Genomic DNA, 17,688 nt, shown 5'->3' on the forward strand with positions numbered 1-17,688 from the left:
CTTTAAAGTGCTATAGGTACTTTAAAGTACTATTCTACTTATCCCTATCTTACAGAGACTATTATGAAATATATTTAACATCTTAAAAATGTATGTACTAAAGAATAATATTTTTAATCACTAACTTTTTTGATCAATCGTTATAATCCAATTTCATCAAAATTTTTATCAATTATTACACTATCCAACAATAGGAGGAAACAAAGATGGATGAAAATATATCCAAAAGCTGAAAAGCAGTTGAGTCCCTTGAGGGAATAGTTATAATTCACTACTTATAGAAATAGACATACAAAAACGCCATCCTTTCCTATAATTTTAAAGAAAGAATAGCGTATTCTTTTCAAAAATGAGTTCTTTTATTGAGAAACTTTGATTCTATATCATACATAAAAGGGCAACCAGTGCTAAAACAGCTGGAAGTCCTTGTTTCACAATAATTGATTTATTAGATGTGAAACCTCCGAAAATAGCTGCTACCACCACACAAATCACGAAAAATAATTGGACCATATAACCAATTGGATTGAGTCCAAGTACAAGTCCCCAAATGAGACCAGCCGCTAAAAATCCATTATATAAACCTTGGTTTGCAAACATAATGGCTACGTTTCGATCTCCTTCTAAATGCTTCGGTAATTTGAAAGCACGTTTCGCTACTTTTGAATCAATAAAAAACATTTCAAGGATCATGATAAACAAATGTTCTAATGCTACGATCCCGACTAAAATAGCTGCGATTATTTCCACACTATTCTGCCCCCCTACACTCTCTATTCTTTAATATTCTCTACATTTTTTTGCATCTGTAATAGAACATGAATAAGTATTTTGCGTTCTTCTCCACTGATATTTACGAACATTTCCTTCATAAAATGTTCCTTTTCTTTCTTGTCAAAATATTAATTGATATATCAATTATTGATACATCAATCAATATACATCTCTCTTTTTATTTTTGCAAGTTTTTTTGCTCAATTGGTTTTATTTTGTTCTAGCAACTTTAAACCAATTCAAAACATCAGTTCGCATTTCTAGAAATCATAATTACTTTAAGTTCATTCTGACAATCATATTTAACTAAATATATAAAAGAATTGAGCTATATCTCCATCAATTTATAAAAATTAATTTTTTCTAAAAACAGATACTTTACGTTTTTTATAGTAATAAAAATCATTTTTTTGTTTCAGAGGCAATCCATTTTATTAGCCTGATGGGCATAAGATAGCACCCATATGGAGAACCAATTATCTTTCAAGAAAACGGCTTGAAATCTGGATTTGGTACAGGAGTTGCCTACTTCCGTAATCCAGATGGTACTAATTTAGAGCTAATTGCTCCAAAAGGGCCATTTAGACGTGACTAATTAAAATATATTAATACTGAAAAACCACCTTTATGAGAGGTGGTTTTTGTTGCTAATGGTCAAGATTAATATTGAGGTCTGATTGACACCTATTCCGTTTCCATATCTTTCATCATACCATCGAAAGAATAGTCTTATAGCTATTTCAAATATTTCGGCTGTACTATATTGCTAGCAAGCTAAAATTTCATAGTACTCCCCAAAAAAATCTGCTGAATCATAACCAAAAGTTCATTTTATCATTTCAAGGTAATTCGAAATTCTTAAGTTGTTGGGCACGGGGTACAGCTGAAAAACAGTGTATATTCATTAACTTCAAACTAATTTTGATGTAACAAAATTGTATTTATACCTTTTTAACAAATTCAGATTTTAATTTCATAGCTCCAAAACCATCAATTTTACAATCAATATCATGATCTCCATCAACTAATCGGATACTCTTTACTTTTGTACCAATTTTTACAACTGATGAAGTTCCTTTTACTTTAAGATCTTTAATTACTGTTACAGAATCACCATCGTTTAAAATATTTCCATTTGCATCTTTAATTACCTTTGTATCTTCACTATTTTCAGCTTCTAATTCTAAAGTCCACTCATGAGCACATTCTGGACAAACAAAAAGATTCCCATCTTCGTAAGTGTATTCTGAATTACATTTTGGACAATTTGGTAAATTAGACATATTTTTATTTCCTCCACTCGTTTTCGTGTATTCTATTAAATAAATATTATTTTTAATTTCCCTTTTCCGTTTAAATATACGGAAAATATTCTCTTCTTACTGTTTGATACTTATTTGTTGAATGTATAAAAAAAACTACTTGTTCACATCTTGTAAAAAATCTTCTCCACATTCTCCAAAGCAAACTTTCTTCTTCTCTATTTTTTAATAAAATGATGAAAAAGTAGATTAAATCAAACAAACTTTGTATGTGAAGTGAAATTTTTAAAAATCTAATGCATTTACTTTATTCTTTATTGTATTGATTTCCTGCGATTGCTGAGAAAGCCCTGTACACTCATGAAAAGCAAAATGCTTACACCCTATACATTTTTTTGTATTCAGATGTCCTAAAGCACAATTAATTGCTTCCCCGGTATGATCAAAAAAGTTTTCTTTCCCAATTTCAGCATACAATCCATTCTTATCTAGATTGGCTTTTAGCTCTGATTGAATTCCAGAAATAAGAAGTACGCCACCTTGTTTTTTGAAGTGCTGAACAATATTCCTAAAGTAAGACTCTCCTGTGGTATCAATAAAAGGAACTTTTCCCATACGTAAAATTAAAACTTTAGGTTTATAATGAATAGTCGCTAAAATATTTTGTTCAAATGTTTGAGCAGCCCCAAAGAATAATGGCCCTTCTATTGTATAAATACTAATTTGTGGACAATCATGAGCTTTATTTACCACATGCGATAACAATTTTTCATTCTTTTTTGTATGATCAGGAAGCACTTTAGATATAACAAGCATATTACTCATACGTTTTGTAAACAAAATAACAGCTAAAATAAGACCAATCTCCACAGCTGTTGTTAAACTAGTAAATACAGTAAGTAAAAATGTTACTAGTAATACAAGGGAATCTCCTGTCTTCATTTTGAGTATGTGATAAAAATGTTTTTGTTCGCTCATATTCCAAGCTACCACCATTAAAATGGGAGCCATACTAGCAAGAGGAATATGTGAAGCATATGGAGCTAACAGTAAAAGTGTCAATAACACAAATCCCCCATGAATAATACCCGACATCGGAGATACAGCCCCACTCTTAATATTAGTCGCTGTACGAGCAATTGCTCCAGTCGCTGGAATCCCGCCAAATAACGGGGTAACAATATTTGCAATCCCCTGACCGACAAGCTCTTTGTTACTGTTGTGTTTACTATTTGTCATACCATCTGCCACGACAGCGGATAAAAGCGACTCAATTCCACCGAGCATCGCAATAACAAATGCAGGACCAATTAACTGTTTTATACGTTCTAATGTGATTTCTGGTATATCAAACTGAGGAAGTGTATTTGGAATCGTGCCATATGCTGTACCAATAGTAGGTACATGACCTGAGAAAAATACAGTTGCAATTACAGTTGAAATAACAACACCTACTAATGAACCAGGCACTTTTGGTAAAATCTTTGGTGTTATGAGTATAACAAAAAAGCAAATCAAAGCAGTTATAACACTATAAAAATTGGTAGTACTGATATGAGTGAAGAGTTCCTTCAAATTTGCTAGAAATTCCTCATGCTTTTTTATACCTGTTAAACCTAAAAAACTAGCAATTTGTCCCGTAAAGATAATAACAGCAATACCTGAAGTAAAACCAATTGTTACAGGACGTGGAATAAACTTAATTAAAGAGCCTAGTTTGAAGATTCCCATAAGACATAAAATAATTCCAGCTAACAAACCCGCGAGTAGTAAATTTTCGTATCCATAGGTAATTACAACTCCTAAAAGAATCGGAACAAAAGCACCTGTAGGTCCTCCAATTTGATACTTCGAACCACCAAACAGTGAAATGAGTATTCCAGCAATACAGGTTGTATAAATCCCATACTCTGGCTTAACACCAGAGGCTATAGCAAAAGACATAGCAAGTGGAATCGCAACAACTCCAACAATCATTCCTGAAAGAAGATCCTTTTGAAAATGTGCTAATGAATATCCTTCAAACCTTCCTGTAAATAACTTTCTCATTACAAACCCTTCTTTTCTATTTTTAATAGATCTGGATTACAAATGTATTTCTCGGTCCCTTATACAGAAAATTGTCCTTTTCACAAAAATAAAAAACACCCTAATATTTACTATATGTTTTACTTAAATGACACTCCAATTCACCTATATCTCCACCTTGTTGTACATAGGATTTCAATCTTTCTGCTAAACGTTCTCCGGCTCGACTATCTAGCTTCTTTGTATCAATAAACGATCTAATCCTTACCTTATCTGGAGTAATATCTCTACGAAACATTTGTCCTGGAATTTCACTCCAAAAACGATTCCATTCATCCAGTAATCCTATTTGATCAAATAAAAAACCTTGAATTCCACATAACCAAGCTGTACAAGCAGTATTTCTTTTTCGACATCCAACTCCATCTTGTAAATGTTGGCATGAAAAACAACAAGAATTTCCACTTTTTATACAAACTTCACAAACGTAATGAGCTCCTAATGAGCGAAATGTTTCAATTCCATGTTGGATGATATCTTCTTTCTTAACCTCAATACTCAACCTATCCCTCCTTAGCCATCATTTCACTTTCTGCTCCATCTAGCTCTTCTAACATTGAAATCGTATCGATTAAATGGTTGTTAAAAATCTTCCGTGCAACCACCAATAAATCCACAATAATAGGGTCTCGTAAAGAATATAAAACTCTTTTTCCATCTTTTCTACCAACAACAATGTTTTTTGAACGTAGTACACTTAATTGCTGAGAAATAGCTGAACCTTCCTTATTTAGAATATCTTGAATTTCGTTTACGCTTTTTTCACCTTCTGACAATAATTCTAAGATACCTATTCGCAAAGGGTGTGCTAAGGCTTTAAAGAAATCTGCTTTAAATTGTTGCATTTCGTTTCCCATTGAAATCCCTCCGTTACTTTTCCTCAATTTCAAAAAGTATCATATACATCTTCAAATGTTTGAATATGTATATGATACTTTTAAAACCTCGAATTTTCAATACAAATTTTACAATATTAAATAAGCATCAAATAGAGAAATATACTATTCAAATTTAGGTTCAAAATTTATTATCCAAAATAAAAGCGCCTAACATATTAGGGATATATAATACGTTAGGCGCTTGATATTTAAAATTTTTCGATTTAGGTCTTGATAATATTGGATGAGTATATGACCAAAACGCTAGATGACTAATATGAATAAACTTATTTGTAAAATTAATTGCTTAGAATATTTTAAGAGCAAGTTTTGAAAAAAACTATTCAAAACTTGCTCCTTATTTTCTCAGATCCAACTATTTTGATACTAAAACCAACAGTAGTGAATTAGAATAATGACTTAATACTTGCTAAGACAGTAAGTACACCTACAATAATAACAAATACGTTACTCATTTTCCCTTTGTATTTAGCTAGTACTGGTACTTTTTGAATCGCATACATCGGTAATAGACATAAAATAGCAGCAACTAAAGGACCGCTTAGAGAATCAATAAGTCCAAGAATACTTGGATTTGTATAAGCAACAAACCAGCATGATAATACAACAAAAGTAAGGATTATTGTCTTAATTGTTTTTTCTTCAATATCTTTTCCACGTGATTTACCGAACTTAATAATCATGTCACGCATTACTTCAAATGCTCCTATATAATGGCCAAGGAAAGACTTTGTAATAGCCACAAAAGCAATAATTGGAGCTGCAATAGTGATTACAGGCGAATTAAGCTCATTAGCAAGATATGAAAGGATTGATAAGTTTTGTTCTTTTGCCATTTTTATATCATCTGGAGTCAAGCTCAATGCGCTACTCCAAACGAAGAACATAACAACAGCGAATGTCATGATATAACAAACCTTTTGTATTTGCGCACATTTAGCATCAGTGGCTTCGATTCCATACGTAGCTCTCTGTTTCACAACAAATGATGAAATCATAGGTGAATGATTAAATGAGAATACGATAATTGGTAGAATCATCAATATCGTCCCAAAATAGCCTGTTCCTGTTGAAGCAGTTGAAACAGCTGAAAAACTAAGCATTGACGTATTCCACTGTGGAATTAAAGATATTGCGATAAAAAGTAGAGAAACTATGAAAGGATACACTAACATACTCATTACCTTTACAGTAATATCTTGACCAAAATTTAGTATAGCGATAAGACCAAGAACTAATACAAGTGATAAAATAGCCCTTGGAGGTTCTGCCATGTGCAATTGATGCACGATAAAACTACTTGCAGTATTTGTAAGCGCAACCGAATACATTAGTACGATTGTATAAATTGAACCGAAATATACGATGTTAAAAATGATACTCGCTTTATTTCCGAAATACTCTCTAATTGTACCTGTGATCCCCTCATCAGCAGAATTAGAAGCGTATATCATTTTAGCAAGTGCCCTATGTGAGTAGTACATAACTGGATATGCAAGCAATGTAATTAGTAGTAAAGATAATAAACCACCTGAACCTGCATTAATCGGTAAAAAGAGCACCCCTGCTCCAATTGCAGTTCCAAATAGACTGAGTGCCCATGTAGTATCCTGCTTATGCCACTTTTTCGGATCTGCATATTGCTCATTTTTTAGTGCGGTATTTTCAGCTTGAACTTCTATTTTCTTTGCAGTATTCCCGTTCATATAATAACTCCCCCTTGTATCTATTCCTACATCTCTCTTTGCATCTAACAAATATTCCCTTTTCGGAAAATGAATTCCTTACAAGTTGCCCCACATTGTATGTCCTTCATCATAATGAATCCAAATTGAAACATTCGCTAGTTAGCGTCCTAATATAATTGTTAGCGTTCACAAAAAAGTTTACTCAAAGTATCCGCTCTTTATATAAAGACCCCTTAAGAGAACAATATAGAATAGACCTCATAAATACGTTGCAACATTTCTAATAACAGTGTATTACTTTAATGGTTTCTCTTTTTTACTTTTAACAGTAATTTTAGCTAAACCGGCCTCTCTTCATTTGCGAGGCATTTCTTTCTCAATTCTATACATTACTTTCATAACTTCGGTAGCACTGATGATATTGCTTACACAAGCCACTGAAGCACATTACATACATTTCGCCTCTAATCACACACCTTTCTTACTAAGAATCGCATTTTTTATATTTTCTCCAGAGATAATAAAATTTCTCTCGACGCCCTCATTATAACGTGTATATTTATAAAATTAATATTTTTATATTTTCAGAAATATTAAAGCGGAATAATTTTATATGGATAATATTTTACAGTTAGCATGTAGCCATTGTTTTTATCGCGTAAAGCTGAATTAGTTAGTAAAAATATACAATTATATATTGTCTTTCTAGGTGACTCATTCTAAAAATACTTATATCCCCTTTTATTAAAAAATTTTATTTTAAACATAAAAGATATTCTAATAAATAATTAATGTAGGTAAAAAGAAAAGATTCACAAAATACAAAAACCAATTTTTAGGATATATATTATTAATATTGAATTCATATACAATTTAAAAAGCTACACTGAGCAAAAAAGCTGCCCCATATGGACAGCTCATTTACATAATTATCGTTATCAAGGATTCACAAACAAATTACTTCAATGTCATCTTAAGTGTAGTTTGTTCGACTCTTCTTCAGAAATATCTCTATGTTTGTAATGAATCGTTTTTAGATCATTTCCTTTTATGCGAAAAGTAATTGTGTCCTCTCCATAAGGCGGATTGTGTGCACCCTCAAAAGTTTGAATTTGAACAGTTACATAAAAAGTATAATTTGTTGTATCTTTTCTTATTTCAAGTATTTTTTCAGAACCTCGATACCAAAGTTTTGGTTCCTTATAATAGTTTTCAACCTCTTTGCTTATCGGCTCCAATAAGAGCTCAATTACTACTTCTTTTAAAAGTTTTTTGGGTACAGGTATTCTGTTGATTTTCTTTCTTTTTACATCTATAATCCTCCAAAAATCCCCGCTCTTTTCAACGGTATAAAGAACATTCGTACCGTCCGCTTTCAAAAGATGAAAATAACCTTTATTTCCCTTAATATATAATCGTGGTTCATTAATCCACTCACCTTCTGTTTGCACTATCCCTAAAAACAACTGAGTAAGTGGCGTTATCTTATAATCTAATTGGTTAAAGTCTCCAAACGAATAAAGTTCATAACCGGTTAAATCTATGCCAAAATTTCTGTTTATATCATTTTCCTTTTCTACAATTGCTTGAGCAGAAATGCATGGTAATAAAAAACTAAACAGACATATGATGCTAACCATTGTTAATCTTATTTTCATAACATCAATCCTCTCTTTTATTAAGATGCAACAAAAGAGAGGATATTATTGATTAGGGCATAAGCTAAAAAATTAAACTCCCCCATTAACTAGCTCGTTTATCGAGTTTAATTTTGAAGAAAGCTCGATAAACCATTCTTCATCCCCTGTTAATAATGCAAGATCTATAAGATAAAGGATTTGTTCCTTATTTATTACCTTTGATTCAGGGAGTTTGTTAACGTGTTTACTAAAGAGTAAAATCGCTTCGTTTATTGTGTACTGGCCGTCACGTTTCACAATACTAACTGTAACTATATCCTCTACATCATCAAGTGATACAATATAACCAACTATTAATTCACCTTCATTTGATATTCCACGAACCCAATCTCCTACTTTTAAAACATGATTATTATTTGACATCATACCGTTTCACCTTCCTATAAATATTTTTTGTGACGATAAAAAAGATATAAAAACAAATTATACTGTAATATTTTTCATTACATTTAAGTATTAAGAACTCACGGCTATATAATAATTAAGCCGCTTAACGCTCTTGATTGATAAGGTCAACAACTTCTTTCATTGTATAATTCTTTAAGTATTCACCTAGATGCTCTTCAGCACCTAAGAAAATAGCGAAAAGAACTTTTCGCATGTTCGAACCTACAACACACTGATTGTTTGATTCTGGACACTTCGGCTGCAAAGCACCTTCAGAGGTTATCTGATAAATATGCCAAAGATTAATTTCATCTAAATCGCGAGCGAAAATAAAACCGCCACCAGTCCCCTCTTTCGATTGTATAAACTTATGTTTTTTTAACAAACTTAGTACTTTGCGAATGCGTACTGGATGAACACCTGCACTTTCTGAAATAGCATTACTTGTTGACATCCGGTCTGGCTGTAAAGCTAAATAAGTTAAACTGTGAATGGCCAAGGTAAAGTCGCTGTTCATGATTTTCCTCCTACGATTAAAAATATTGTTTCTCATATATTAACATACTGTAGCCATAAATATTACAGATTGGTTAGAACGTTAAAACATATAGAATACTTCTTACCATAAAAAAATTAATTCCTTTATATTCTATCCGGTCTCACCTATATCCGATAACTTCATTTAGCTTTTTAAGTTGAAAATAAAATTAAACACTCCACTGTTTCTTCACTTGTTCTTCTGCCAGTTGTTTAATTTTTGTCCAAATCGTATCTTTACTCACAATAACATTTGTTTGATAATTTCTATCATTATAATTAACTGTAACACATACTTCAATCATCTTCTGCTTCCTCCTTTCAAGAAAATTTCTTATTTATATTTAATACCTGAAAAATTTTGAATTTAGTTATAATCTCTAGCATATAACTTCATTTGTTTAAATAATTAAGTTTAAAAACCCCACTGTTTCTTCACTTGTTCTTCTGCCAACTGTTCAATTTTTGTCCAAATCGTATCTTTGTTCACAATGACATTTGTTTGATAGTTTCTGTCTTTATAATTAACTGTAACGCATACTTCTATCACCTTCAGTTTCCTCCTTTCAAAAAATTTCTCTTTCATACTATTACTTATTAATTAGCCAACTTTTGCAGTTCAATGTTTAAAAATGTTCGGACACTACGTGGTAAAAATTTGCGAATTTCTTCTTCGTTAAAACCAATTTGCAATCTTTTTTCATCCAGCATAATCGGGCGACGCAACATTAGTGGATGCTCAATTATTAATGTATAAAATTCATTTAGCGAGAGCTCATCAATATTTATATTTAAGTCCTGAAAAGTTTTGGATCTAGTTGAAATAATTTCAGTAGCCCCCTCTTCAGTTAAACGAAGAATCGATTTAAGCTCATCAACTGTCATAGAATTTGATACGATGTTTTTTTCAATATAATCAATTTGATGCTCTTCAAGCCATGCTTTCGCTTTTCGGCATGAAGCACAGCTTGCTGTTGTATATAGAATTACCATATTTAACTCACTCCTTTAATGTTATTAAACGTACATTTTAAATATCGCTTATTGAAATGTATTAAAAAAAATTACAGTTTAGAATCAAATTCACATAATGTTAATTATTCAGCAATGTTTCATTTATCTCTATTATTCATGCTACATTTTACAGACGTTAACAACTCACTTTTAAAAATCTTACTGTAATTTTAAACTTTACAGTTCAATTAATCAACTGTTAAGTCTTGGATTAATTTTAATAACACAACAAATTATTCTCATGTAAAATTCCCCATAGCATGATGGCTCCTTCAAAGCACATTTCACGCATTTCTTGCTTACAAGTGCTATTATGGATTATATTCATCCTAATAAAAAGTACGTACTTTAAAGTGTTATAGGTACTAAAAAGTAACATATGCATTTTCAAGTGCCATTCTGCTTATTTCTCTCTTACATCGGTTATTATGACCGATATTTAGCACAATAAATAGTACGCACTTTAAAGTGTTATAGGTACTAAAAAGAAATAATTTTAGTATTGCAACGGATGTAGGCTCACAACTGTAATCTAAATTCATCAAAGGAGTTTTTTTTATGAAGACATACAATATTCCTGTAGAAGCGACTTTAGAAGTTATTGGCGGAAAGTGGAAAGTTGTTATCCTTTGTCACTTAAAAAAAGGAACAAAAAGAACGAGTGAATTAAAACGTTTAATGCCTGGTATTACGCAAAAAATGTTAACCCAACAATTACGGGAACTAGAAGAAGATGGTGTAATCCAAAGGAAAATATATGACCAAGTACCACCAAAAGTAGAGTACTCTTTAACGGATTACGGTTCGTCTTTAGGAGCTATACTCGATTCCCTCTGTTCCTGGGGAGAAGTTCATCTTGAAAAAACCGGGAACACATCCATGCTGATTACAGCAGATGAATAATAACTGTAGAAGACATAAAAATAGGTTGAGACAATACTTGCCTCAACCGGTTTTTATGTCTCTTTATAATTTTTTGCCGTAATGACTGTTTCAAACTCAAAGGTTTCCGGTAGATGATCTGCATAAGAATATTCAAAAGTTCGTCCATCCGTTAAGTAAGCTACTTGTTCAACTCGCATGAGGAAATCCTGATTTGTTAAGTTCATAAACTGCTTTTCCCTATCATCTGGGCGAATTCCTTTAACCCTGACAACAGATGTCCCTACTTCAAGACCAAGTGTATTTTGAATATGTGAGTATATCGACTCCTCTAAAACAGAAGCCTTAACACCTGGGATAACCGAAATTGGCATCCATGTATGCTCCATAATCGTTGGAATGCTGTGAATGATGCGGAGGCGAATGATTTTATAGACGAAATCACCGATTGAAACTCCCAATTTCTCAGCAACTACTTCATCAGCACCAACAATCGCAAACTCGATAATTTTACTTTCTACCTCACTGCCGTAAACAGCTTTCGTACCTGTTAAAGTTTGAATCATTCGTGCCTTTTCCTGCTGACGCCAATCTTGCACCACTGTTCCACTTCCGCGCCGGCGGATGATGTAGCCGTCTCTTACTAACAGATCCAGCGCTTTTTTAATAGTAAGTGCTGAAACATCAAATTCTTCAGCAAGGACGGGGCTACTCGGAATTTTTTCATTGATTTTATATTCACCGTCTAAAATTTGCTGTTTAATCTTTTGATAAATGCCGAGGTATTTTACTTGTGTTGATCCGCTTGCCATTTCCATACCTCCTTTATACTGCATACTCGCTTCTATTCATTCAAATGTAAAGCCTCAAGTTTGTAGACTGAAGGTGATGGGGAAGCAAATCCGTTTTCCAAGATTTCAATATTCGTTACCGCTTCTTCGTCTTTCACAAGTTTTGGTGCACCATTTACAATTGTGTCATAAGCTGCATCATAGAAACGACCATAATCACCAAGCGGCGTTTTAATTTGTTTTTCAATCCAGTCACCATTTGCATTACGATACTTAGCAATTCCATAGTACATCGGCGAATCTTCACCAAATCCTGCACTCTCAGGCATAATACCCGCTTTCAAATCATTTTCCTGCTGATCTTCACCGTATTTAATAAATGAGCCATTTGTTCCATGAACGATAAAACGTGGATAATCTTTTGCTACAACATGGTTCGTTTTTAGTTTAATCTTCAACTGATTTCCGTAATGTAGACCAACATCGAAATAGTTATCAACCGCACCTTCCATTTCATTATTACGAATATCGTATGTCACTGTATTTGGACGGCCGAATAGTGAAATCATGCGGTCCATCGTATGAATACCTAAACTGTAAAATGAACCTTCTTCTTTTGGAGCTTCATGAGTGATTGAACCAGGACGGAAATAATCAATATGTGATTCAATCTCAATAATATCACCAAGGAATCCTTGTTCAACTACTTGCTTTACAGCTAAAAAATCACCATCAAAACGACGGTTTTGATAAGGCATAACGACTACACCTTTCTCTCGTCCTAAAGCTAATAATTCTTTCGCATGTTCTACTGTATCGCAAAATGGTTTTTCAACGATAACTGATTTTCCGGCTAGTATAACTTTTTTTGCTAATTCATAATGCGTATGTGCTGGCGTACAAATCGTCACTACTTGAATTTCTTTGTCATTCAACAATTCGTCCAAATCAGTAGTGAAGTAAACACCTTTTTCCTCATATGGAGCCGCTAATTCTTTATTTATTTGACGCACAAAAATTGTTTTTACTTTTATATTTTTACGTGTCTTCAGATAAGGTAGGTGATAACGGTTAGCTGATTTTCCAAATCCAATAAAGCCCATTGTTAATGTCATGTTCTTCAACTTCCTTACTTATAAATTTTCGTTTCTACATTTATTATATATTTTTTCTTTAAAAGTATATAGTTTTTATTTTAAAATTATATATTAAAAAATCGAGATAGAAATCCTTTTCTGATCCCCATCTCGACTTTACGTTATAGACTTATGTCCTATCATCATTTTATTTATACTCAATGACTTGAGAGCTACTTAGTTATATACTCTTATTCATACATATACGAACGTGTCATCGGAATTGTATCATTAATCCCTTTTGTAAATACAAATTGATGTAAATCAATATTACCTGTAAAGAACGAAGCTGCACATGCATTTAAATATAAACGCCACATGCGGATAAATTGCTCATCTTTCGTTTTGCGAACTTCCTCTAGTACGTTTTCAAAATTTTGAGCCCAATGTTGTAATGTATTCCCGTAATGTCTACGTAAGCTTTCCACATCAACAATGAAAAATTGTTCGTTTGTCATGTTCGTGATTAATTCGTTAACAGCAGGAACATACCCACCAGGGAATATATATTTTTCAATCCAACCATTCGTAGCACCACCATTAGCCGGAGAAGTAATGCAATGCAGCAGAGAAATCCCGCCATCATTTAGTAGTTTGTTAACTGTTTCAAAGTATTGCGTAATGTTGTCTTTTCCTACATGTTCGATCATACCTACACTAACAATTTTATCAAATTTACGATTCTTAATATCGCGGTAATCAAGTAAAGATACTTCAACTAAATCCGTAAGTCCCTCTTGTTTAATTCGCTCGGAAGTCTTTGCAAATTGTTCCTCACTTAACGTTACTCCCATCGCTTTCACACCGTACTGCTTAGCGGCAGCTGTAATGAGCTCACCCCACCCGCAACCGATGTCTAATAGCGTATCACCTTTTTGAAGGTTCAACTTTTTCAAAATATGATTCACTTTATTATGTTGAGCTGTCGTTAAAGAATCTTGCTCATTTTGGAAATATGCACAAGAATATGTCATTGTTTCATCAAGCCATAATTTATAGAAATCGTTCCCAATATCATAATGATGAGCAATATCATCTTTATTTTTTTGTTTTGAGAAATTCCATTTACTTTTGAAATATTGCAACTTACTATCACCTAAAAAGCTATCCTGCCTTTTATAAATAGATTGAATTGCTTTTTCAAGATTCCCCTCTATTTCAAGGTCCCCATTCATATATGCTTCACCGAATGCAATAGAAGGATCCTTAGCAATTTCTTTTTTTGAGAGCGGCTTATGGAATGTTATATGAAATTGAGGTTCCCCTTCGCCATATTGTATTGTTTCTCCATTCCAAAGTGTAATTTGAACTGGATCTGAAAACAGATTTTTAAGTATTTTTTTATAAAAAAGTTCTTCAACCATAAAAACATCTCCTACTAAAAAATTGAACAAAAAACTATACTAGTTAATACGTCTTTTTGAACATAGCTTAAAATCTTTATGACTTCTTGCTACGAGTGTCATTATAAAACGGTTATATTATGAAGCATAGTACGTACTTTAAAGTGATGTAGGCACTTTTAAGTACCCATGACTGAAACAGGTCCTCAAAAATTTTACTTTTCATCATAACAACTTTCTAAAGTTTTAAAACGAAAAACACCACCTCTTCATTAGGTGGTGTTTTCAATATTACATATAGAGATTTCACTTAACTTCTGTGTTTTTTCTATCTATGCATCGTTCTCCCCATGCGGTTAATTGATTTAATACATTTTGTAAAGACCACCCATAATCGGTTAGGGAGTATTCTACTCGAGGGGGAATTTCTTTGTAAATTTCACGTGTAATCACACCATCTTCTTCCAGCTCACGTAGTTGCTGCGTTAACATTCTCACAGAAATTTCAGGAATTAGACGTTGCAACTCACTCGTTCTCTTCGTCCCTTTCGTTAAGTGACATAAAATGACGACCTTCCACTTTCCACCGATAATTTCTAAAGTTGCTTCTATAGGTATATTATATTGTTTCACGCGATCTCCTCTCCTTTTTTATAAATTCCTTATCTATTGTTACGTAAAAATAAATAATTTTCTATACGGCACATTTTAGTTCCTACAGCACAAAAAAGTACCTATATTACAAAAAAGTAATTATGCTGCTTAAAAATCTCCCTCTATACAAAAAGAAAAAACGAACGTATTCTCGTTCGTTTTTTCTTTCTTTATTCAGCTGCGGTTATAAGCATAGACGTGTTACCATTCTTTTCAAGATGATTTTCTCCCCAGTTACAAAGAGTATCGAGTATAGAATCTAAAGAATGACCGTAATCAGTTAAAGAGTATTCTACTTTTGGTGGCACTTGGTTATACACTTTTCTCTCGATTACACCATCTTCTTCTAATTCACGTAATTGTTGCGTTAACATCTTTTGTGTAATACCAGACATTAATTGTTTTAATTCGCACGTTCTCTTTTTGTCTTTCTTTAAATGACAAAGGATAACTACTTTCCACTTTCCACCGATAACCTCTAAAGTTGCCTCTACAGGAATATTGTATGTTTTCATATAAAAATCTCCTTTAATAATTTTATAAGACAAATAAGCTAAAATATTTAAATATTACTTTTAAGTATCTATAGCACCTTAAAGTACGTACTTTTTATTGTGTTAAACATGTTTCATAATAGCATACGTAAACAGCAGATGAGTAGTACGGCACCAAAAAGTACCTGTATTACTTTTTAGTATCTATATCACTTTAAAGTACGTACTTTTCATTATGTAAAATACATTTCATAATAGCATTTGTAAGAGTTGAGTGAGTCATGCAGTGTTAGAAATTACCTGTTAGTACATGTACTTTAAAGTGAGTATTTTTATCATACATTTTGTCAGACGATGAAATGACATGTTTTCATTTTCACATCCATTCACAATGAATAAATAATTTTCAAATACATTTTAGGAGGATATCTATAATGAGTAAATTACTAAAAGAAAAAATCGGGTTTGGTACAGCACCACTAGGAAATATGTACCGTAATATCCCAGAGGAAGAAGCAATCGCTACAGTGGATGCTGCTTGGGAGAATGGCGTTCGTTACTTTGATACAGCTCCACTTTATGGATCTGGATTAGCGGAAATCCGTCTTGGTGAAGCACTGTCAAAAAGAAATCGTGATGATTACTTTTTAAGCACCAAAGTAGGTCGAACGATTTCAGATGAACTAGAAGATCCATCTGCACGTGATTTAGGTGAAAAAGGCGGACTTTTCGAATTTGGTCGCAAAAATAAAATGATCAATGACTATAGCGCAGATGCAACACTTCGTTCTATCGAGCAAAGTTTGAAACGTTTAAAAACAGATCGTCTAGACTTTGTTTTCATTCATGATTTAGCACAAGACTTTTATGGTGATGAGTGGATTTCACAATTTGAAACAGCTCGAACAGGAGCATTCCGTGCGCTAACACGTTTACGTGAAGAAGGAGTTATTAAGGGCTGGGGGCTTGGAGTAAACAAAGTAGAATCAATTGAACTTATGCTTGATTTAGAAGAAGCGAAACCAAATATATCCTTACTAGCTGGTCGCTATTCATTATTAGACCACGAACGTGCATTACAACGAGTAATGCCTGCAGCTGTAAAGCATAATATGGATATTGTTGTTGGTGGCCCATATAGCTCAGGTATTCTTGCTGGAGGCGCTCACTTCGAATATCAAAAAGCATCGCCAGAAATTATTGCAAAGGTTGAGAAAATCAAAGCTCTTGCAGATCGTCACGACATCAGCATCAAAGCTGCTGCATTACAATTTTCACTAGCAAATCCAGCAGTTGCTGCCGTTGTTCCTGGTGCAAGTAAACCGGAACGAATTGTAGAAGACCAAAACGCCTTAAATACAGTAATTCCAGCAGCATTCTGGGAAGAAATGCGCGAACAAAAACTAGTAGCACCTAATGCACCACTACCAATCAACGTAAAATAATAATATAACTTTAATCAGTGGGAGCATCCCCCACTGATTATTTACCCGTAAATACCGGGATGAAAAGGAGCGTAATGAATATGGCACATACTACTACATCTATGGAAATTTTCGGTTCACCTGAACAAGTATGGCAATTAATCGGAGGTTTCAACTCCCTTCCAGACTGGTTACCTTATATACCTAGCAGTAAATTAACGGAAGGCGGTCGTGTACGTCATCTAGCTAATCCAGATGGTGATACAATTATAGAACGCTTAGAAATATTCAATGATAAAGAACGCTACTACACGTATTCAATCATGAATGCACCGTTCCCAGTCACTAATTATTTATCTACAATCCAGGTGAAAGAAGGTACTGAAAGTAATACATCGTTAGTAGAGTGGTCTGGTACATTCACTCCTGTTGAGGTTAGTGATGAAGAGGCAATAAATCTGTTTCATGGTATTTACAGCGATGGACTGAAAGCATTACAGCAAGCATTTCTAGATTAATTCATGTAATTGATTGAGACGAAAAAGTAAATTAACAGTCAAATATTCGATTTTTTTAGTTAAATTCATTATGAAAGATAAACAAATACAAATTTCA

Annotated in this window: 20 protein-coding genes and 1 pseudogene; 4 read left to right on the plus strand and 17 right to left on the minus strand. The window is 33.1% G+C overall.

What is annotated here, in order from left to right; all coding sequences use genetic code 11:
* Positions 1–378 precede the first annotated feature (378 nt).
* Complete coding sequence (locus tag N2V79_RS16220; protein ID WP_000402473.1) at positions 379–750, minus strand: DUF1304 domain-containing protein; 372 nt, start codon at positions 748–750, stop codon at positions 379–381.
* 484 nt (positions 751–1,234) lie between these two features.
* On the opposite strand from N2V79_RS16220, the pseudogene N2V79_RS16225 reads away from it, so the two are divergent.
* A pseudogene (locus tag N2V79_RS16225) lies at positions 1,235–1,369 on the plus strand (VOC family protein); the annotation flags it as partial.
* A gap of 346 nt (positions 1,370–1,715) precedes the next feature.
* On the opposite strand, the gene N2V79_RS16230 reads toward N2V79_RS16225, so the two are convergent.
* From N2V79_RS16230 to spxA, 11 genes are all read right to left on the minus strand, one after another.
* Positions 1,716–2,057 (minus strand): zinc ribbon domain-containing protein YjdM, encoded by a 342-nt coding sequence (locus tag N2V79_RS16230; RefSeq protein WP_000067658.1) that lies wholly within the window; start codon positions 2,055–2,057, stop codon positions 1,716–1,718.
* A 264-nt stretch (positions 2,058–2,321) separates the two neighbouring features.
* Complete coding sequence (locus N2V79_RS16235) at positions 2,322–4,085, minus strand: SulP family inorganic anion transporter (RefSeq protein ID WP_001228485.1); 1,764 nt, start codon at positions 4,083–4,085, stop codon at positions 2,322–2,324.
* A gap of 100 nt (positions 4,086–4,185) precedes the next feature.
* Positions 4,186–4,626, minus strand: coding sequence for a hypothetical protein (locus N2V79_RS16240; protein ID WP_000021461.1), 441 nt, complete (start codon positions 4,624–4,626; stop codon positions 4,186–4,188).
* Position 4,627: 1 nt separating this feature from the next.
* Positions 4,628–4,981 carry an ArsR/SmtB family transcription factor gene (locus N2V79_RS16245; RefSeq protein WP_016080855.1) on the minus strand — a complete coding sequence of 118 codons (354 nt, stop codon included), beginning with the start codon at positions 4,979–4,981 and terminating at the stop codon, positions 4,628–4,630.
* 428 nt (positions 4,982–5,409) lie between these two features.
* Positions 5,410–6,729 (minus strand): aromatic amino acid transport family protein, encoded by a 1,320-nt coding sequence (locus N2V79_RS16250; RefSeq protein WP_001014163.1) that lies wholly within the window; start codon positions 6,727–6,729, stop codon positions 5,410–5,412.
* Positions 6,730–7,679: 950 nt separating this feature from the next.
* Entirely contained in the window at positions 7,680–8,369 is a 690-nt protein-coding gene (locus tag N2V79_RS16255) for a DUF3888 domain-containing protein (protein WP_078401043.1), read from the minus strand.
* A 72-nt stretch (positions 8,370–8,441) separates the two neighbouring features.
* Positions 8,442–8,777 (minus strand): IDEAL domain-containing protein, encoded by a 336-nt coding sequence (locus N2V79_RS16260; RefSeq protein ID WP_000987464.1) that lies wholly within the window; start codon positions 8,775–8,777, stop codon positions 8,442–8,444.
* 124 nt (positions 8,778–8,901) lie between these two features.
* Positions 8,902–9,315, minus strand: coding sequence for an Rrf2-family transcriptional regulator SaiR (saiR, locus tag N2V79_RS16265; RefSeq protein WP_001083465.1), 414 nt, complete (start codon positions 9,313–9,315; stop codon positions 8,902–8,904).
* A 190-nt stretch (positions 9,316–9,505) separates the two neighbouring features.
* Positions 9,506–9,640, minus strand: a complete 135-nt coding sequence (locus N2V79_RS16270) for a BA3454 family stress response protein (protein WP_000573532.1) — start codon at positions 9,638–9,640, stop codon at positions 9,506–9,508.
* Positions 9,641–9,750: 110 nt separating this feature from the next.
* Entirely contained in the window at positions 9,751–9,885 is a 135-nt protein-coding gene (locus N2V79_RS16275; RefSeq protein WP_000573515.1) for a BA3454 family stress response protein, read from the minus strand.
* A 47-nt stretch (positions 9,886–9,932) separates the two neighbouring features.
* A complete protein-coding gene (gene spxA, locus N2V79_RS16280) occupies positions 9,933–10,328 on the minus strand; it encodes a transcriptional regulator SpxA (RefSeq protein WP_000236189.1) in 396 nt (131 codons plus the stop codon).
* Between the two features lie 579 nt (positions 10,329–10,907).
* Between spxA and N2V79_RS16285 the strand changes: the two genes are divergently transcribed.
* On the plus strand, positions 10,908–11,252 hold the full coding sequence (locus N2V79_RS16285) for a winged helix-turn-helix transcriptional regulator (RefSeq protein ID WP_000860826.1): 345 nt from the start codon (positions 10,908–10,910) through the stop codon (positions 11,250–11,252).
* 53 nt (positions 11,253–11,305) lie between these two features.
* On the opposite strand, the gene N2V79_RS16290 is transcribed toward N2V79_RS16285, so the two are convergent.
* The 5 genes from N2V79_RS16290 to N2V79_RS16310 form a co-directional block, all read right to left on the minus strand.
* Positions 11,306–12,043, minus strand: coding sequence for a GntR family transcriptional regulator (locus N2V79_RS16290; RefSeq protein WP_078401044.1), 738 nt, complete (start codon positions 12,041–12,043; stop codon positions 11,306–11,308).
* A 32-nt stretch (positions 12,044–12,075) separates the two neighbouring features.
* Positions 12,076–13,137 carry an oxidoreductase gene (locus N2V79_RS16295; RefSeq protein WP_340720075.1) on the minus strand — a complete coding sequence of 354 codons (1,062 nt, stop codon included), beginning with the start codon at positions 13,135–13,137 and terminating at the stop codon, positions 12,076–12,078.
* A gap of 212 nt (positions 13,138–13,349) precedes the next feature.
* Complete coding sequence (locus tag N2V79_RS16300; RefSeq protein ID WP_053563927.1) at positions 13,350–14,522, minus strand: cyclopropane-fatty-acyl-phospholipid synthase; 1,173 nt, start codon at positions 14,520–14,522, stop codon at positions 13,350–13,352.
* Between the two features lie 285 nt (positions 14,523–14,807).
* Positions 14,808–15,134, minus strand: a complete 327-nt coding sequence (locus N2V79_RS16305; protein ID WP_000816339.1) for a winged helix-turn-helix transcriptional regulator — start codon at positions 15,132–15,134, stop codon at positions 14,808–14,810.
* Between the two features lie 191 nt (positions 15,135–15,325).
* Positions 15,326–15,670 (minus strand): winged helix-turn-helix transcriptional regulator, encoded by a 345-nt coding sequence (locus N2V79_RS16310; protein WP_000860820.1) that lies wholly within the window; start codon positions 15,668–15,670, stop codon positions 15,326–15,328.
* A gap of 413 nt (positions 15,671–16,083) precedes the next feature.
* Between N2V79_RS16310 and N2V79_RS16315 the strand changes: the two genes are divergently transcribed.
* Together N2V79_RS16315 and N2V79_RS16320 are read left to right on the plus strand one after the other, a co-directional pair.
* The gene (locus N2V79_RS16315; RefSeq protein WP_000040529.1) at positions 16,084–17,094 is read left to right on the plus strand and encodes an aldo/keto reductase; all 1,011 of its coding nucleotides are present in this window, start codon (positions 16,084–16,086) and stop codon (positions 17,092–17,094) included.
* Positions 17,095–17,174: 80 nt separating this feature from the next.
* A complete protein-coding gene (locus N2V79_RS16320; protein WP_053563924.1) occupies positions 17,175–17,591 on the plus strand; it encodes an SRPBCC family protein in 417 nt (138 codons plus the stop codon).
* The last annotated feature ends 97 nt before the right edge of the window (positions 17,592–17,688 follow it).

The organism is Bacillus sp. CH_70 (assembly GCF_038007045.1).
In the GTDB taxonomy this organism is placed as follows: Bacteria; Bacillota; Bacilli; order Bacillales; family Bacillaceae_G; genus Bacillus_A; species Bacillus_A cereus.

What these genes read in the sequence shown, in the direction of transcription:
- N2V79_RS16295 (WP_340720075.1), bottom strand. Translation starts at nt 13,137, where the DNA reads ATGACATTAACAATGGGCTTTATTGGATTTGGAAAATCAGCTAACCGT.
- N2V79_RS16315 (WP_000040529.1), top strand. Translation starts at nt 16,084, where the DNA reads ATGAGTAAATTACTAAAAGAAAAAATCGGGTTTGGTACAGCACCACTA.
- N2V79_RS16260 (WP_000987464.1), bottom strand. Translation starts at nt 8,777, where the DNA reads ATGATGTCAAATAATAATCATGTTTTAAAAGTAGGAGATTGGGTTCGT.
- N2V79_RS16290 (WP_078401044.1), bottom strand. Translation starts at nt 12,043, where the DNA reads ATGGCAAGCGGATCAACACAAGTAAAATACCTCGGCATTTATCAAAAG.
- spxA (WP_000236189.1), bottom strand. Translation starts at nt 10,328, where the DNA reads ATGGTAATTCTATATACAACAGCAAGCTGTGCTTCATGCCGAAAAGCG.
- saiR (WP_001083465.1), bottom strand. Translation starts at nt 9,315, where the DNA reads ATGAACAGCGACTTTACCTTGGCCATTCACAGTTTAACTTATTTAGCT.
- N2V79_RS16300 (WP_053563927.1), bottom strand. Translation starts at nt 14,522, where the DNA reads ATGGTTGAAGAACTTTTTTATAAAAAAATACTTAAAAATCTGTTTTCA.
- N2V79_RS16270 (WP_000573532.1), bottom strand. Translation starts at nt 9,640, where the DNA reads ATGATTGAAGTATGTGTTACAGTTAATTATAATGATAGAAATTATCAA.
- N2V79_RS16255 (WP_078401043.1), bottom strand. Translation starts at nt 8,369, where the DNA reads ATGAAAATAAGATTAACAATGGTTAGCATCATATGTCTGTTTAGTTTT.
- N2V79_RS16235 (WP_001228485.1), bottom strand. Translation starts at nt 4,085, where the DNA reads ATGAGAAAGTTATTTACAGGAAGGTTTGAAGGATATTCATTAGCACAT.
- N2V79_RS16285 (WP_000860826.1), top strand. Translation starts at nt 10,908, where the DNA reads ATGAAGACATACAATATTCCTGTAGAAGCGACTTTAGAAGTTATTGGC.
- N2V79_RS16230 (WP_000067658.1), bottom strand. Translation starts at nt 2,057, where the DNA reads ATGTCTAATTTACCAAATTGTCCAAAATGTAATTCAGAATACACTTAC.
- N2V79_RS16245 (WP_016080855.1), bottom strand. Translation starts at nt 4,981, where the DNA reads ATGGGAAACGAAATGCAACAATTTAAAGCAGATTTCTTTAAAGCCTTA.
- N2V79_RS16320 (WP_053563924.1), top strand. Translation starts at nt 17,175, where the DNA reads ATGGCACATACTACTACATCTATGGAAATTTTCGGTTCACCTGAACAA.
- N2V79_RS16250 (WP_001014163.1), bottom strand. Translation starts at nt 6,729, where the DNA reads ATGAACGGGAATACTGCAAAGAAAATAGAAGTTCAAGCTGAAAATACC.
- N2V79_RS16310 (WP_000860820.1), bottom strand. Translation starts at nt 15,670, where the DNA reads ATGAAAACATACAATATTCCTGTAGAGGCAACTTTAGAGGTTATCGGT.